Below are 15,997 nucleotides of genomic sequence, written 5' to 3'. Positions count from 1 at the left end.
GATGGCCGAGATTGCTTCCCTCGGAATGGCCGAACGGTCGAGGCGTCGGAAGCTGAAGCTTGATCCGTTGTGGCTTGCCCTGCCCGGCCTCGCATTCCTGGCTCTGTTTCTAATCCTGCCGACGGCGCAGATGCTGTCGCTTAGCTTCTTCGACAGGATTACGGGCGCGTTGAGCTTCTCGGCCTTCGCCAGGATCTGGAACGGAGGCCCCTATCTTGCCGTGCTGTCGACGACCTTCTCGGTCGCGCTCTGGACGACCGCGTTGTGCGTCGGGCTCGGCTATCCCCTGGCGTACTGGCTGTCGCGCAAGCCGCCACGGCAGCAGCGAATAGCCGCACTGTTCGTGCTGCTGCCGTTCTGGACCAGTGCACTGATCAAGAACTTCTCCTGGCTTGTCCTGCTCGGACGCAACGGGATCATCGCAAAGACCATGGCCGAGATCGGCGTCAAGGGCGGCGACCAGTTGCTCTTCGGGCGCACGACCGTCGTGTTTGCGATGGTGCACACCTTGCTGCCGCTCGCGGTCGTGACGATGCTGCCCGTGATGAACCAGATTGATCGCCGCCTCATGATGGCTGCATCGACCCTGGGCGCCAACAGCGCGCGAGCGTTCTGGCAGGTGTTTTTCCAGCTCTCGATGCGCGGCGTGGCGGCGGCCGGCCTTCTGGTCCTGGTCGCCTCGCTCGGCTTCTTCATCACGCCTGCGCTGGTGGGCGGCGCGAAGGATACGATGATCGGGCAGCTCATCATCTTGCAGATCAATGAGTTGCAGAACTGGCAGCTCGGCAGCGCGCTGGCCACGATCCTGCTGATCTCCACGATAGCCACCTGCTTCGCCTATGACTGGATCTTCGGCCTGTCGTCCGCCACCACAGGCGGCGAACGGCCGACGCGGCCGGATGGCCTGGTACGCCGGGCGGGGCTTGCAATCGTCAATCTCTTAGGGGTGATCTGCGGGCGCGTCGAAGAGGTGTGGAACCGCAACATTCGAGGCCTCCGCGGCGGCGCCCTCCTCTCCATCTATGCCTGGGCCATGATCGCAATGCTGCTGGTTCCGATCATCGCCTTCGTTCCGATGGCGTTTACCGGGTCGACCTTTCTATCGTTCCCGCCGCCGAGTTGGAGTGCGCGCTGGTTCGAGCAGTTTGCCGCCTCGCCGCTCTGGCTCGGCGCGATGATCCGATCCTTCAGCATTGGCTTTGCCGCCGCCGCGATTACGTTGCTGATCGCGGCAATGGCGGCCCTCGGCGTTGCACGAACGCGCAGCCGGCTTGGCAGTGTCGCGTTCCTGCTGTGCCTGTCCCCGATGATGGTTCCATCGATCGTGATCGCGATCGCCCTGTTCTACCTGTTCGCGCGGATATCGCTGGTGGCGAGCGACATCGGCATCATCATCGGCCACACCGTCATTGCCATGCCGGTCGTGTTCATGGTGATGCTGGCGACCTTCAAAGGATATGACTGGAATCTTGATGCGGCCGCCTCGACGCTCGGGGCAGGACGTCTGCGCATTTTCTGGCGCGTCACACTTCCGCTCGTCGCAAGCGGCCTGGCGGTGGGCTTCGTGACCGGATTCCTGCAATCCTTCGAGGAATTGACCGTCGCGCTCTTCATCGGCGGCGGGATCAAGACAACATTGCCCAAGCAGATGTGGGACGGGATTCTCCTTCAAGTCAGCCCGGTCATCGCCGCGGCGTCAGTCGTCGTCCTCATCGTCGTAATCGTTATGTTTGCGATCATCGAATTTGTCCAGGACCGGCGTCTACGTTCTTCCGGTTGAGCTTCGAGAGCGAAAGCTGGCCGGGTTCGTCATGGCGTTCCGATATCTCGGCGGATGACGGCTCTGCGCCACAGGCGAACAGTCAACGTTGCGGCAGCATGACAAGTTGCGATTGTCTGGCATCATCCAGGTGGAATAAAACTGCTCATGGATGGTCTGATCTTGCGGCGGATGGAGATGTTCCTGCGCTATGGCGGAACTGACGGCGAGGATGAGGATGCCGGAAATGAGAAGGGGTAAGATGTATCGGTTCTGATTATCGAGAACAGCTACCCAAATGCCAATAAATGCGGATGAGACCGCCGTAAGCATTTTCCGGCCTCCATGATCTCATGCCATGTCGTGCCGTGCTGATTGCATGAGCGACGCTCGCGGGAGGTTATAACTTCCGCAAATTGATCGATTCAAAATCATTTTGAGTTGCGATGCGGCGAGCATAATACCGACGCGGTCAGAACGACAACGCTCGGCGGCGTCGGCGCATTGCGGCCGGTCAGGACCGCCGCCGATGCGGCTCACAGAACCTCAATACTCGAAAGCAACGCCCGCAACTCTCAGCTGAGCCTGGAACTTAATCGATCATCCCGCGTTCAGGCCTGATGATTAGTTCCAAGTTTTTCCTTGCTGTTGTTTTGGCTTCTGCAGCGGTCTGCCCGGCACTTGCCGAGTCCGGCCGCGCCGCATTCTACAGCGGCGGCCGTACCGCAAGTGGTGAGATCACTGGCCCAAACGGGCTTACTGCAGCGCACCAGACATTGCCATTTGGTACGATGGTGCTGGTTACTAATCATCGTAACGGCAAGACGGTTGTAGTGCGCATAGTAGATCGCGGGCCGTATGGCCGTGGTCGCATTATAGATTTGAGCCGTGCTGCCGCGCGGGAACTCGATATGATCAGCGCCGGTACGGCAATGGTTAGTATCGAGCGTCAGTAATAGCGGTCCTGTTCGGAGCGGGTATGTAGCGCAGCATTGATTCGAGCTGGCCGAAGAGAATCTGCGACGGATCAATCGCGCGTTTCGACCGTCTGGCAGACACTTCCGGTCTTCCCCAATCAACGGACATCGTCGGACCGGTCAGGCTGGTCCGGTTCGTGCCATGCCGAGACATACAGGTCCATGCTGCTGCCCACAGATGGCGGGAATCTGCTCAACCAAAAGCGGTTATGTGTCGATCTCGCTCATGAAGATGAATGGAACTCGATGAGATGTTTCGCGTTTTATAGCAAAAGTGACCCTTGCGCGCCGGTTTCGCCGAGCGCACGCTTGCCAAGCGATTTCACAAGGACTTACGGAGGATGCGACCATGTCACGGGTCAAGCAAGCTTCGAAGCAGAAACGCAGAACCAAAGCCGCCGCCGTGAAGGTGCTGGGTGCCGCCGGACTGAGTTTCTCGTTGGTGGGTAATGCATCCGCATCCACGATGCCCACTGCCGGTATCCCGCAATCTGACAATACCTCGCCCAATCAGCGCTTCGTTCTTAGCGAAGAGGAAATGACCGACGTCAGTCTCGCCACGTTCTATGTCTTCGATAGGGAAAACGTTGGCAGCGGCGTGCAGCTGGCCCGCGGATGCGGTGGTTGCGGCGGCTGCCGAGGTTGCGGCGGGTGCGGCGGGTGCGGCGGCTTCCGTGGTTGCGGCGGTGGCGGGTTTGTTGGCTGCCGAGGTTGCGGCGGCTGCCGTGGTTGCGGCGGCTGCGGGTTCGGTGGCATCTGGTTCGGTGCCTGCGCCGGCTGGGTGGCCTGCGCGGGTGGCGCGTGCTGCGGATCCTGGGGAGCGTGCCGCTTGTGCTAAGTCCCAGATTTAGTCTGAAAGAGGCCGCCAACTGAGGCGGCCTTACCATTCACTTCGCAGTCGGCAGCTCAACGTCCGGCGCTTGAGGTGTCATGTCCGGTCGCGCACCACCGGATTCGTCCACTTGCAATTTGAGATCGGCCGCTTTCTCCATCAAAGCGGCGATGGTTCCGCAAGCGTATTTCCCTTCGGCGCGAAGGACGGCGAGTAGCGCGTTATAGAAACCCCGTCAGCCGGTGCCGTGATGGTCCCTCGGCGATCCCTTGGTTAGTTAGCGACGGGAGACAGCCGTTGGTTCCCTCTTTCTTCCGTCTCCAAACCAACACGGAGCCGACCCCCATGGCTGCGGTGAGCGTTACGAAAATCTGGGTGGTATTGGCGCTGCTGTGCGTTGTGTTGCTCGCTGCGGCATTGCTGTGGGGTTGAGTCCGCGATGCCCGATCCTGATCGGGCAGTGGCCGGTTAGTATGGGGAACAACTAAAGCGGTAGCCTTCCCATCTTGATCTAGCTCAAGCAATGGAGGAACTTTGGCGTCTCGGACGCCAAAAGAGCACAATCTTGAAAAGCACCTATTCCTACAAGAAAGACGAGGAAATCTACGGCCAAGAAGGCCGCAACCTATTGCTATCAGGTTGTCAACGGTGCGATCTGCATTTCAAGCAAGCTCACCAACGGACGGCGTCAGATTGGCGCATTCTATCTATTTTCCCGGAGACGTCTTCGGACTAGACCCCTCGATGCGCTATCGCTGGAGCGCGGAGGCAATCGTCGAGGCAACAACAGTCCGTCGGGTGAAACGAGAGGCGCTTCTCCGGAAAGCGTCGTCGAAATTGTCGTTCGCGCGGCGTTCGGAGCATCGCGGAGCGTGACCTCCTGCACGCAGAGGATCACCGCATCCTGCTTGGGCAACTTACGGCAAGGGAACGGGTGGCCGCTTTCTTACTACAGATGAACAATCGCATCGGTGTTAACGGGGAATAGAACTACCGATGAGCCGGACAGATGTCGGCGTTACGGTTGAGACCGTCTCGCGAGAAATCACGAAACTATCGGATGAGAGAGTCTTGAGGCGGCCCAACGGGCACCCTCGGTACATCATGGACTAACTCTGCTTCGTCCAGAGAGTTTGCGCGCGATGCTGCCGCCCCTGTCCGCGCGCGATCTATCGCCCATCAGCGAAGATGTTATTCAGACGATTTTCTCTTCTAAGACTTGACCGATAACCGCTGTCGATTTCTCTATCAGCGGGAGCGTACGGCACGTATGTCAATCGCGCCGGTTCGGCCCTCAGCCGACAACTTCTGGTCTTTCCCAAACAACGGACATCGCCGAACTGGCGCGGGCGGCCCGGATGGTGCCACCCCCGAACTCATGCACCGCAGCAAATGGAACTCTTTATACCGTCGGGGGGACAGCGTCGTTGTGGGCGAGCGCTCAAGGCTGCTGAGGCCGACGGGGAAATCGGACCACGGAAGTCTGGTTTCGTTCGATAATTAGGATAAGGTTGCGCTACCGGCGCAAAAAAATTGAAAACGATCCCGGGAGGAAATGATGCTCGACACCACGCTTAACGCGCGCGTCAAAGTTTTTCTCGACAAATTCGAAGCCGCGCTTGCGGCAGACGATCTCGACGCCGCCGTGGAAATGTTCGCTCCGGAATGCTACTGGCGCGACCTTGTTGCGTTCACCTGGAACATCAAGACAATGGAAGGCCGCGATCAGGTCCGCGACATGCTCGCGCATTGCGTCGCGCGCGTGAAGCCGCGCAACTGGAAAATCGCCGAGGGTGAGACTGCAACCGAAGCTGGCGGCGTGACCGAGTCCTGGATCTCGTTCGAGACCGAGGTCGCTCGCGGATATGGACTCATCCGCCTGCAGAACGGCCAGATATGGACGCTGCTGACGACGATCGTCGAGCTGAAGGGCAATGAGGAAAAGGCCGGCTTCACCCGACCGCTCGGCGCCAAGCACGGCGTCAACCCCGGCACGAAAACCTGGAAGGAATTGCGCGACGAGGAAGTCGAGAAGCTCGGCTTCGAGACGCAGCCCTACGTGCTTATCATCGGCGGTGGCCAGGGCGGCATCGCGCTCGGCGCACGGCTACGCCAACTCGGTGTGCCCACGATCATCGTCGAACGGAACGCACGTGCGGGTGATTCCTGGCGCAACCGCTATAAGTCGCTCTGCTTGCACGATCCGGTCTGGTACGATCACCTGCCCTACATCGATTTCCCCAGGAACTGGCCTGTCTTCTCGCCCAAGGACAAGATCGGCGATTGGCTGGAGATGTACACCAAGGTCATGGAGCTGAACTACTGGACGAACACCACGGCCAAACACGCCAGTTGGGACGACGCCAAAAAGGAATGGACCGTCGTTGTCGAGCGCGATGGCAAGGAGATTACGCTGCGGCCCAAGCAGATTGTGTTCGCTACCGGCATGTCCGCCAAGCCGAACATGCCCCAATTCAAGGGCATGGCAACCTTCAAAGGGGAGCAGCATCATTCCTCGCGCCATCCCGGTCCCGACGGCTACAAGGGCAAGAAGGTCGTCGTCATCGGCTCGAACAATTCCGCGCATGACATCTGCGCCGCGCTCTACGAGGCTGGCGTCGACGTGACGATGGTGCAGCGCTCGACGACCCATATCGTGCGCTCGGATTCGCTGATGGAAAGCCTCGGCGATCTCTATTCCGAGCGCGCCGTTCGCGGCGGCATGACCACCGCGAAAGCAGATCTGATCTTCGCGTCCCTACCCTACAAGATCATGCATCAGTTCCAGAAGCCGGTCTACGATAAGATCCGCAAGGACGACGCCGATTTCTATGCCGGTTTGGAGAAAGCCGGCTTCCGGCTCGACTTCGGCGACGACGATTCCGGCCTCTTCATGAAGTATTTGCGCCGCGGCTCGGGCTATTACATCGACGTCGGTGCCTCCCAGCTCATCATCGAAGGCAAGGTCAAGCTCGTCAGCGGGCAGGTCGAAGAGATCACGCCCAACGGCGTCAGACTCGACAACGGCCAGGAATTGCCGGCTGACGTGATCGTCTACGCCACCGGCTACAGCTCTATGAATGGCTGGGTCGCAGATCTCATCAGTCAGGAAATGGCTGACAAGGTCGGCAAGGTCTGGGGTCTCGGCTCGAACACGACAAAAGACCCCGGCCCATGGGAAGGTGAACAGCGGAACATATGGAAGCCGACGCAGCAGGAAGGCCTATGGTTCCACGGCGGCAATCTGCACCAGTCGCGCCATTATTCGCAATTCCTTTCCCTGCAATTGAAGGCGCGCTACGAGGGCATCCCGACGCCGGTCTATGGCCTGCAAGCCGTCTATCACAAGGCCTGAGGTTGCCAAGTGGGGCTCGCGGGTTGCGAGCCCCAAGCCGATCCGAGCGATGCGGTGTCGCTACTGCCAGCCGACAGCGAGCCGACGAATGCGATCGCTTCGTTCATGTGCTCGTGCTTTGGTCACTAACGCTCAAAGCAATCCGGTCCCGGCGTGATCCTTGAATAGCTCCGCATCGCGCACATAGCCCCGCAGGGTATCGATCGACTTGTGCCCAGACTGGTCCATCATTTTGAAGATGGACGCACCGTTGGCGTAGCGCGCTTGCTCAAAGCATGCCGGCTCCCGCATGATCCTTGGAGCACCGCAGGGTTTCCGCCGATTTCTGGCCAAACTGAATTGTCATCTCGACGATCACGGGCCACAAGCGCCGCAAAAACCAACGAAAGATCGTGCGGTCTCACCCAATGGAATCAAGATTTCTCCCAAATCGCGCCGACGATCTCGCTATTTAGGCCTCGGGAGCAGGATCCCGTTAAGAAGCTCATGCCAGGATGCTCGATGTTGCGTTTAGCGTGGGGACATCACCGATGGCGACGAACGATCTTATTTCCCTCCGTCTCTCCGTTCATACTGAAGAACCCCAGCAGGTGGGCATCTTGAAAGCTTGGGACAGAGCGGTTACTGCGTCACAAATCATGAAGATGAGTATTTTGGGCGTAACGACCGCAGGGATCGTCTTCGCAGTTCTATCGGCGGAAAATCCAATCGTGCTTGCGAGCGCCACGGCTTCCCTGGTCGGCACATCGGCGCCTCAGGATGGCACCCAGTCGATGCCAAAAATTCAATCAACCGCACACGCCCCGGCTTTGTTGCCGACAGCAAGCGAAGCGCCGACGGGCGACGAAATTGCTGCCGCTTTTAAAACTCCTAATCAGAGCCAGACCGAAATCAGTCAGCCGCTAGCAGAAGCCTTGTTGAAGCAATTCCAAGCTTGGGCGGCCGAGGAAGAGACGCGCGACGAAATTACCGGCGCTATTGAGCCTGCCGATCGGAGCCAGACCGAAATCAATCAGCCGCCAGCCGAAGCCTTGTTGAAGCAATTTCAGGCTTGGGCGGCCGAGAAAGATGCAAGGGCCGAGGTCCGACCCGTGAAAAATGCCCGCGAACATGTACGGTCCCAGCATAAGGTCCGAGCTAAGGTCCGGCGCATGCATAATGCACGGGTACACGTCCGGCCTATGAAAAATGCCCGGGCAGAGCAAAATTCTCGGGCACAGGACCGGTCCGTGCACAATGTCCAGGCATCGTGGCCCGAGCGAAAGTTCGGTTGGCTCGATTAGACGTCAAGGAAGTGACGCTGCACCTTGCCAACGCGGCATCTGACAGAGCCCGCTTTAGAGCAAACCGGTACCTGCATGATCCTTGAATAACTCTGCATCCCGAACATAGCCCCGCAGGGTGTCCACCGATTTGTGCGGGGATCTGCCAGTCGCCGCCGTTGAGATAGGTGGCGACCGCGGCCCGCTGGGCACCGAGGCCCAGCCCGGATTTGCCCTGGCGGCCGTTACTGACCCGGTAGTAGCAGACGAATTTTCCGCTGTTTGTGGCCATGGCCGGACGGGCTGCCCCGGCGGGCGCGGCCTCGCTCTCGATGGGGGGCATGCGAGGCCGCGCAGACCATGTCCGCGGCGCCGGCGGACACGATCCGAGCGTTTAAGTGATGACCCGGTAGTCGAAGTCACTGTTCAGGAACGGGTTCGTGATGGGTCAGAGGTCGGCGGCGCTGAACTGGCCGACCTGGCCATCGGGCGCGCGGCAGCCGGCGCCACGCCTGCCGGACGCCGTGTGGAACCGGCCGTGCCTCTGAGCGTTAGGCGATTATGGATACCCAGACAAAGCGTGAGATTTGGCTGTTGGCCATCGGCACGGCCTTGGTCGAGTTGCCGGTCGCGTTCGCTGCCTTCACAATCTTCAGCCACTAGCGGGGACGATTATGCGCATTCACACGTATCGCGACGAAAGCCGGTCGGGACATTGCGATCTGGTCGGCGGAGCCGGTCACCCTTGGTCAATTGACTTGGTCTCCGTAACAGCTTCGGGCCTGTTGGTGCTGGGCTTCGCCGGTGCCGTCATAGCCATCTTGAACCACTAAGCGCCTGCACCGGACCGCTGCGGATTTTTATTTCGGCGGGCGTCTGCGCGTCCACCGCTGCTGCGCTGTTTCCACCTCAATGGCAAGCTGTTGCGCACTGAGCCAACTTTGACATGAGCACGTTTAGAGGCTGGGGTGTTCCGTTAGCGGAACTCTAAGCAGGTTCCATGTTGCGATGGATCCCGTTAGGTGCACTTTTGGACATTTGGGCGGGAACAAAATCCCTCCTCGCCGCGTGATGTTGGCTGACTGCGCGCGCTGGGGGCGTCGCGGCGGCTTTCGCACGCGGAGGTGTCATGGCTGTGCCACACACCAACTGAAGCTGTTTCCTAAACCATAATATAATGGGAATCGTCCGCCCATCGCACATATCAAGATTGTGCCGGACTCCTCCCTCCCGGCACATCCCAAGTGCGGCTCCAGCTTCCCCCGGGCTGGAGCCGTTTTTGCTCACCGCGGTATCAGCCGGTAGCTTGGGCCGTGTCAGGTGTAGTAAACCAACCCTTAACTGGGTGTTGATATCGTTTGTCGTGTCCGGGTGGTGACCGCCCGGCTAAACGGGAGTGGACATCATGCCCGTCGAGATGCTGACGTATGCCGAACTAGGCGAAAGGCTCAAAATCTCCCCTGAAGCGGCAAGGGCGCTGGTGAAGCGACAAAGATTGCCGCGTTCCCGCTCCAACGACGGCAAGACGTTGGTACAGATCGATCTCACCGAAATCAGCCATTCCCCAGTCTCCCGTGGACCGCAAGCACAGGCCGGTCACCAGGTGGTCACCGCCTTAAACCGAAAAATTGAGACGTTGCAGGCCGAACTGATCGAGATGGAGGCCATAGCCAGCGGCCACCGGGCTGACTTTGAAAGAGAGTGCGAGCGGACGAACAAGCTCTTGGCCGAACTGCTCAAGGCCAGCGCTCAAACTATGGCAACTGTGGAGAGGGCGGCCTTGCTTGAAGGGAAGCTATCGATGTTAACGCAGCCCTGGCGGCGTCGGCTGGCGATGCTGTCACCCTTGCCCTTCCCCAAGCCGCCTTCATCGTGCGCGAGAGCATCGGACGCATTACCCAATAATCAAACCCGCTTGGGACATTGGCCTTCAGGCGGCATCCTTAAGGCGCTTGGCAATCTCCGCGATCGTGGCACGGCTGCAGCCGGTCGCGCGCTGGATTGACCACCAAGCGTTTTCGCGCGCATCGGCATCATGCGCGTAATTTATCAGGACGAGTGCCCTACCCCAGAACCTCGAACATTGGTCGGCGGAAGATGAAGCCTGATAGATGATGGAATGGTCGCCCGCCCAGGGAAGTGACATGCGAATGCTCCTGGCTTTTCTGATCGTCCTCGGCGTCGTTTATTTTTGGGACGCCAATTACAATAACGGCGTCCTCTCGGACGGATTGGGCAGCATGCTTCGGTCAATGTCTCACAGCGTCCGGTAGCGACGCGGGACTGAAGTTGCTCAATCCAACGCCTCGAACTCCCGGACGACACGCCGATACTCCAGGCTACGGGCAGAAAGCTGCCTGAATAGGCCCGCGCCGGCGCGTTTTAGACGGCTCGGAACGCATCCACGGCCGCGCCGCGCGTCCATAGTGGGCGCATGCGAAGGTCATATCCAAGCGGCATTGGGACGCCGCAAACAGGCGCGGGACCAGTAGGCTGTTGTAGCCTGGTATTGCGGCCAAGGCGGGACGCCAATGACAGATGAACAGCTCGCAGCGATGCACAGGTTACTTGCCGAGTACCATCGCAGGCTCGCCAAGGAAGCGGTGCTCGACGTCGTTCAACAGTATAACTCCGATCTTGCGCAGCGGTTTTCGGATGAGGCCGCGCTAATACCAGGGCGCACGGCGATCGTGGAGCGCCTTCACGAGCGCGAGCGGCAAAAAAGGGAGGAAGGCGAATAAACTGTGGGGCGTTTGCGAAAACCTCCGCAACGACCATACTCTTGCGCTTCGCCGGCGCGCCGCAGTTGCAGCCGGACGTAATTCAGGCAAATCTTGGCTTGGTCGCGGTCGGTGGCGAGGTTCAGGACCAGCGCCCGTTCGCCGGGCCGCAACCGGTCAGCGTGACCGAAGCCCGCCCTGCGGCCGGCGATGACCCACAGCTCCTTTACCTGGCGTTCCGGCGGCGCACGGTCGCCCGCCAGCGCGTGAAATGTCTCCATCTCGCGGTCGTCGAGCGGGATGGCGAACGCGGCTTTCAGGATCACGCGCCAGGCGTTCCAGGATGGACCAACAAACCACGGCGCAATGAGCGCGTGATCGTCAAGGGTATCGATGATGCTGAGGGCCGGTGCGTTCATGCCGCGTCACCGTCCGGCGCGCCAGCGGCCTTCTCTGCCACGCGCTTGGCCGCGTATTCGAGCGGCGTGACTGCCGCCGGCTTGTTCTTCGCCGCCTTGGCGCGGATCGCCTCGAGCAAGCGCTTGGCGGTGCTGGAGAGACGGATCAGTTCGTCGTTGTCGACAGCTTCACCGCGACGATTGCCCCCTGCAGCTGCTCGGCGCGAAGCGTAAGACCTGCCGCCTGGCGGATCAGATCGCGTTCTACCTCGGTGACGTTGCCGCCCGCCTCAGCCTCATAGGCGGCACAGATGTCGCGGAATCGGCGCGCTGTGGCGCTTCGACCATCAACACCAGGAAGCAGCCACGAGCCATTGCTGATACGGCTGCGACTTGTCGCGCGACCGGCGGAGAAGTTGGGGCGAATACATTGCATTCACACATGATGCGCGTGAATCACCAAAAGGAAAGTTGCTCCTGGATAGTCGGGAACGCAACAAAGCGACTTCATTGCGAGCTCGAGTTAAAAACGTTGCGCGACGGCAACAGTCGTTCGAAAACCGTACCTCAAAACTCAAATGGTCCCATGCGAACGAGCCGAAGACGTCATCACCATCGAACTAAAACCGAATTTAATGGGATCGGCCGGCCTGCGAACTACATCAGGATCGTGCCGATATGTGCGGCACCTTCCCGGGCTGGGAAACGGACGGATTATAGGACATGCAAGAGATCGCTGCCGTTACCGCCGTTGCAGGCGCAGTAATTGCGCTTGCGGCGGCCTGTTCACTCTGGGCGCTAAGTGGACGCAAATGACCCACCCGAATTAGTGGGTCGGTCTGGCCACCGCCGCGCGGCAAACGGCCGGTGAGATCGTCAGCGCCGCCTTACGCGTCGGGCTGACCCAACAACTTCCGGGTCTTCCGATTTGTTAGGTGCACTTTGGTGCAAGCCGGACAGATGACTGCTTCAAACTCGTTTCGGGCACGTCTTCATCATCGTCCAGTTGGTGCTGGACGTTTAATCCGGTCGCAGGGCACCCGAAAATGAAATGGGCCATCAGTCAGTATGCGCCCACTTACGAAGGCGACCATGATCTAGCGCAAAGTCCTCTGGCGCGACAGCAATGGTCCGGCGGTTGCCGTGGGGTCGTTCAAACGGCGAAATGAGGTGCCGCGAAGCACGGGAAACGGCTCGCCAGGCAGCGGGCCGAAGAACCCCCTACGTGATTTAGCGCGTCCCCCGTCGCGCCGGCCGCGTCAGGCGGCCACCATGCGAGACTACGCCGCCTTGCCAGACCTAGCCGGCAAGATCATTGCCTCGCCTACGCGCCGTTGCGAGGCGTTCTGCGGCGAGGTCGGCGACCGAGGGAAAACAATGAGGCCTTCCTATGTGGTTCTGATGGTAGCATTGCCCATAGCGGCGGTAGGAGCTCAGCAGCCGACCTCGATCACGCTGTCATGCAACGGGACTAGCAAGCTGATGACGGCCGGCGACGATACCAAGCCCGACCCGGTCACGAATCTCGGAATGATCGTTAATTTCGCGGAGCGGACCGTCAGTTTCGAATCGTACCACATCCCATTCGAGAGGGCCGACAGCACGATGGTGTTCCACGGAACCCAGGCGATGAGCTATGCCGGCACTAAGCTGAAGCCTGTCACGGTCGACGGCTCAGTCGATAGGGTGACCGGAGCGGCGAGCGTGACGTTTCTGCATGAGCGGGTCGGAGACAATTCGACATGGGAACTACTGTGCCGACCTGCGACGCGGCTGTTTTAGAGCGCGTGGTCAGCGATCTGCCGTGACCGCCATCGCGGCGCGGGGCCACGGGGAAGCGGTTTGACTACCGCTGGGGTTTCGAGGGGCGCCCCCGCTCAAAACGCGCCCACCGTGGCGCCGGCCGCGTCAGCAGCCGTAACGCCACCATGATGCCGTCAGATGGTCGCCGCCGCGCCACCGAACGGCCCTGCGACTCGTGGAGGGCATCTGCGGGGTACTCTCAGGAGGATCAACGCACGTGTCGTTTCGCTGGCCTGTGTCTGTTTACGAATCATCATCGGCGTCAAAACGGCATCTTACGATAGCCGTCGTCGTGCTCGTTCTCGCCATTATCGGATCGCTGGGCGCGATCCTTCTGCGAAGCGGCACCCCGGCTCAGGCGGATGCATCAATCGTCGACCTGAGGAAGTCGCTGCCTTAAGCCTGCCCGCCTATGCGAGGCGCGACAACACCCGCTTGACCGTCTCGGCGTGCCATTGTCCGCCCGCCAGCGTTGGGATCTTCTTGGCATTCAGCTCGGACAGCCATCTGCCGATGCGACATGCCGGCGAGCTCGGCGAACTCCGGGCGCAGTTGCTCGGCCCGTTCCAGCGCCTCCTGTCGGTTGGCAATGCCCTTCGCGTTGAGGCCGCCCAACTTCACGCCCTGCGCTTTCTGGGCCGCGAGGGCATCCGGGCGTCGGCCGGGCGCTTGCAGAGCGGCAGTGTACGCATTGTGCTCATCATCATCGTCGATTCGCGGCCCGCCAGCGTGACCAATTTAGCGAAATTTGCGAACTACTTACCGCCGAAGGCCGCCGATCGAACTCAAGTCAACGAAAAATGATCGTCGTCATCTCTTTCGATCTTATTGGACGAAAGGGATCTGTCGCCATTCCAACCATCTCATGACACCTCCAAGTCTTCCCTCCTTTCAGAGGGGTGAATGCTTGGCGCCGTGATTGAACGAACTAAGAGGTGCACAGGTTGGTGGAGGACGGAAGTTCACGTCGCGAAAGGCCAGGAGGTGACCCATGGGGCGAACCCCGAACATTGACCTATTTTCTCGAAGTTGAGCGTGTGAGATTCCGGATCTCGGTTTTCGAAATCAGGTGCGACATGAAGCATCACGGGTGCGGCGACAATGACGGTTCGAAAGTCTGAGACTCTGCTTCGCGGCGATCGAACCCCGTCCTATGTCGACCGGGAGACCGGCGCGGCCGAATTGCTAATTTCGACAGATACATGGGATCAATGGGTGAAGGAAGGCCGCCTGCCCCACCGTGCGACACGTTCCCTTCGGGCACTCCCCGCTGGCGCTGGGAAGACGTAGACCGTAAACTCTCCGGCCGCACGGCATCGGACACCACCGATGCGGCCATGCGTGGAGCGTTGAGATTTGGCCAGAAAAAGGGAAACCGGCGTGGCGCTGCCTGAAGGGGTAGAGACCAAAACCATCCGCAAAAAAAGCGGAAAGGTCTACACCTACTATTATTGGAATCCCGGACGAAACACCGACCGCGAGGGCGAGCGGATCAAATTGCCCGATGCGGTCAAGCACCCGGCACGGTTTTTCGCCGAAGTCGAGCGGCGCCGGAACTCGACTCCTACCAGCTATCCGGCCGGCTCGATCGGCGATCTCATCACCCGATACCGCGCAAGCGACGAATTCAAACGGCTCTCCGAAGGCACACAAACTAATTACGAAGTGCACATGCGCCGCTTCGAGGCGCACGATACTTGGGGCATGGTGGCGGTTCGCGACCTGGCGCCGATCACGGTCCAGACCGCACGCGACGCAATGAAAGAAACCGCGGTGATGGCAAACCAGATGCTGTCGGTCGGCCGCACTATCTGGGATTGGGCGATTCCGCTGGACCTCGCCAAATTCAATCCGTTCGACAAGGTGAGAGACTTCGACATCCCAGACCGCGGGCATGTGCCGTGGCCGTCATGGGTGATCGACTATGTCCGAACGCACGCTTGGCCGGATCTGGTCCGTATGATGCGGCTCGGCGTGATGACCTGCCAGCGCGGCAGCGATCTCATCAGGATGGGGCCCGAGCACCGCGACCACAACGGCCTCTGGTGTCGCCCGCTCAAGACCAGAACGCGCCGCAGGTCCTTTCACATTCCCCTCGCGGCCGCCGACGCGCTCGAGATCGACCAGTGGGCCGAGACGCCGGTGACCTTCACGAATTCACGCTGGCTGAAGCCGATCGATCGCTTCCGCGAAGACCTCTACCTTTATTCGCCGAAGGGCGCGCAATACGCCGCTCACGGCCTGCGCGCGCGTTGGGGTCGCTGGCTTGCCGACACCCCGGAAGGCCGGGAGATATGTCGCCGCTGGAAAGAATGGGTCGCCGCCCAAGTCAAGAAGTACGATTGGGACATAGAGCCCGACGACGCTGACCATCCGACCATCCACGGCCTGCGCGGCACCGGCATCCTGGCGCGCGCCGAGCAAGCCTACGAGGTCGACCAGATCGCCAACGACATCGGCATGTCCAGGCAGAACGTCGAGCACTACATGCGCTTGAAGGATCAGATGCAGGTCGCGGCCCAAGGGCAAAAGCGGCTTCGGCTGGTCTCGAAGGAGGACTAGACCGCGAACGTTTGGACGGCTATATCACCGCTGCCAGACGCCCGATTTGGAAAACTCCTTGGCGATCTTGGAAAACTTCCGAAAAAAGTGCTGTCAAATCAGTCGCTTCGGTGGGGAATGGTGTAACGGTAGCACAACAGACTCTGACTCTGTTTGTCTAGGTTCGAATCCTAGTTCCCCAGCCAACCAGCACGATCGGCGAAGTTTGCCCCGTTTGATGAACTGCCGCCGGAAGTAAACTTGGCCATTTCAGCAATAAATCCAAATGGTTCGCGTAAGTCAGCATTCAGCTCTCCATTCGCCCATGTGGAGTTCGAAACCACGAAATT

At 59.9% G+C, this 15,997-nt stretch carries 13 protein-coding genes and 1 tRNA gene; 11 read left to right on the top strand and 3 right to left on the bottom strand.

The window, feature by feature from the left end:
• Position 1 precedes the first annotated feature (1 nt).
• The 7 genes from B5525_RS27555 to B5525_RS27515 all read left to right on the top strand — a co-directional run bounded on the left by B5525_RS27555 (position 2) and on the right by B5525_RS27515 (position 10,926).
• Positions 2-1,780 (top strand): ABC transporter permease subunit, encoded by a 1,779-nt coding sequence (locus B5525_RS27555; RefSeq protein ID WP_079568821.1) that lies wholly within the window; start codon positions 2-4, stop codon positions 1,778-1,780.
• 599 nt (positions 1,781-2,379) lie between these two features.
• Positions 2,380-2,715 carry a septal ring lytic transglycosylase RlpA family protein gene (locus B5525_RS27545; protein ID WP_079568819.1) on the top strand — a complete coding sequence of 112 codons (336 nt, stop codon included), beginning with the start codon at positions 2,380-2,382 and terminating at the stop codon, positions 2,713-2,715.
• 370 nt (positions 2,716-3,085) lie between these two features.
• Positions 3,086-3,574: a hypothetical protein gene (locus tag B5525_RS45905; protein WP_197687854.1), complete on the top strand. Its 489-nt coding sequence runs from the start codon at positions 3,086-3,088 to the stop codon at positions 3,572-3,574.
• Positions 3,575-5,126: 1,552 nt separating this feature from the next.
• Entirely contained in the window at positions 5,127-6,923 is a 1,797-nt protein-coding gene (locus tag B5525_RS27535; protein WP_079573850.1) for an NAD(P)/FAD-dependent oxidoreductase, read from the top strand.
• Between the two features lie 530 nt (positions 6,924-7,453).
• A complete protein-coding gene (locus B5525_RS44485) occupies positions 7,454-8,206 on the top strand; it encodes a hypothetical protein (protein WP_154073466.1) in 753 nt (250 codons plus the stop codon).
• A gap of 1,384 nt (positions 8,207-9,590) precedes the next feature.
• Positions 9,591-10,190 carry a hypothetical protein gene (locus tag B5525_RS27520; protein ID WP_079568817.1) on the top strand — a complete coding sequence of 200 codons (600 nt, stop codon included), beginning with the start codon at positions 9,591-9,593 and terminating at the stop codon, positions 10,188-10,190.
• 526 nt (positions 10,191-10,716) lie between these two features.
• Positions 10,717-10,926 carry a hypothetical protein gene (locus tag B5525_RS27515; protein WP_079568816.1) on the top strand — a complete coding sequence of 70 codons (210 nt, stop codon included), beginning with the start codon at positions 10,717-10,719 and terminating at the stop codon, positions 10,924-10,926.
• Here the strand turns inward: B5525_RS27515 and B5525_RS27510 are convergent.
• The 3 genes from B5525_RS27510 to B5525_RS27505 form a co-directional block, all read right to left on the bottom strand.
• Entirely contained in the window at positions 10,887-11,231 is a 345-nt protein-coding gene (locus B5525_RS27510; RefSeq protein ID WP_154073465.1) for a hypothetical protein, read from the bottom strand. The two genes, B5525_RS27515 and B5525_RS27510, sit on opposite strands and share 40 nt — an antisense overlap.
• An 89-nt stretch (positions 11,232-11,320) precedes the next feature.
• Entirely contained in the window at positions 11,321-11,443 is a 123-nt protein-coding gene (locus B5525_RS47290; protein ID WP_276328799.1) for a hypothetical protein, read from the bottom strand.
• Between the two features lie 26 nt (positions 11,444-11,469).
• Positions 11,470-11,739, bottom strand: coding sequence for a hypothetical protein (locus tag B5525_RS27505; protein ID WP_079568814.1), 270 nt, complete (start codon positions 11,737-11,739; stop codon positions 11,470-11,472).
• Between the two features lie 941 nt (positions 11,740-12,680).
• On the opposite strand from B5525_RS27505, the gene B5525_RS27500 reads away from it, so the two are divergent.
• The 4 genes from B5525_RS27500 to B5525_RS27485 all read left to right on the top strand — a co-directional run bounded on the left by B5525_RS27500 (position 12,681) and on the right by B5525_RS27485 (position 15,853).
• A complete protein-coding gene (locus B5525_RS27500) occupies positions 12,681-13,085 on the top strand; it encodes a hypothetical protein (protein ID WP_154073464.1) in 405 nt (134 codons plus the stop codon).
• A gap of 504 nt (positions 13,086-13,589) precedes the next feature.
• On the top strand, positions 13,590-13,910 hold the full coding sequence (locus B5525_RS44480; protein WP_154073463.1) for a hypothetical protein: 321 nt from the start codon (positions 13,590-13,592) through the stop codon (positions 13,908-13,910).
• Between the two features lie 576 nt (positions 13,911-14,486).
• Positions 14,487-15,668, top strand: coding sequence for a hypothetical protein (locus tag B5525_RS27490; RefSeq protein ID WP_079568812.1), 1,182 nt, complete (start codon positions 14,487-14,489; stop codon positions 15,666-15,668).
• Between the two features lie 111 nt (positions 15,669-15,779).
• Positions 15,780-15,853: transfer RNA gene (locus tag B5525_RS27485), tRNA-Gln, on the top strand.
• Positions 15,854-15,997 lie beyond the last annotated feature (144 nt).

Origin of the sequence: Bradyrhizobium erythrophlei, from assembly GCF_900129505.1 — a bacterium.
GTDB classification, from domain to species: domain Bacteria; phylum Pseudomonadota; class Alphaproteobacteria; order Rhizobiales; family Xanthobacteraceae; genus Bradyrhizobium; species Bradyrhizobium erythrophlei_D.
Note: the sequence above shows the minus strand (reverse complement) of the source record. Positions and strands in the feature narration are given on the sequence as shown.

Excerpts from the sequence above, each read along its gene's own strand:
- B5525_RS27555 (WP_079568821.1), top strand. The coding sequence starts at position 2 with ATGGCCGAGATTGCTTCCCTCGGAATGGCCGAACGGTCGAGGCGTCGG.
- B5525_RS27545 (WP_079568819.1), top strand. The coding sequence starts at position 2,380 with ATGATTAGTTCCAAGTTTTTCCTTGCTGTTGTTTTGGCTTCTGCAGCG.
- B5525_RS45905 (WP_197687854.1), top strand. The coding sequence starts at position 3,086 with ATGTCACGGGTCAAGCAAGCTTCGAAGCAGAAACGCAGAACCAAAGCC.
- B5525_RS27535 (WP_079573850.1), top strand. The coding sequence starts at position 5,127 with ATGCTCGACACCACGCTTAACGCGCGCGTCAAAGTTTTTCTCGACAAA.
- B5525_RS44485 (WP_154073466.1), top strand. The coding sequence starts at position 7,454 with ATGGCGACGAACGATCTTATTTCCCTCCGTCTCTCCGTTCATACTGAA.
- B5525_RS27520 (WP_079568817.1), top strand. The coding sequence starts at position 9,591 with ATGCCCGTCGAGATGCTGACGTATGCCGAACTAGGCGAAAGGCTCAAA.
- B5525_RS27515 (WP_079568816.1), top strand. The coding sequence starts at position 10,717 with ATGACAGATGAACAGCTCGCAGCGATGCACAGGTTACTTGCCGAGTAC.
- B5525_RS27505 (WP_079568814.1), bottom strand. The coding sequence starts at position 11,739 with ATGCAATGTATTCGCCCCAACTTCTCCGCCGGTCGCGCGACAAGTCGC.
- B5525_RS27500 (WP_154073464.1), top strand. The coding sequence starts at position 12,681 with ATGAGGCCTTCCTATGTGGTTCTGATGGTAGCATTGCCCATAGCGGCG.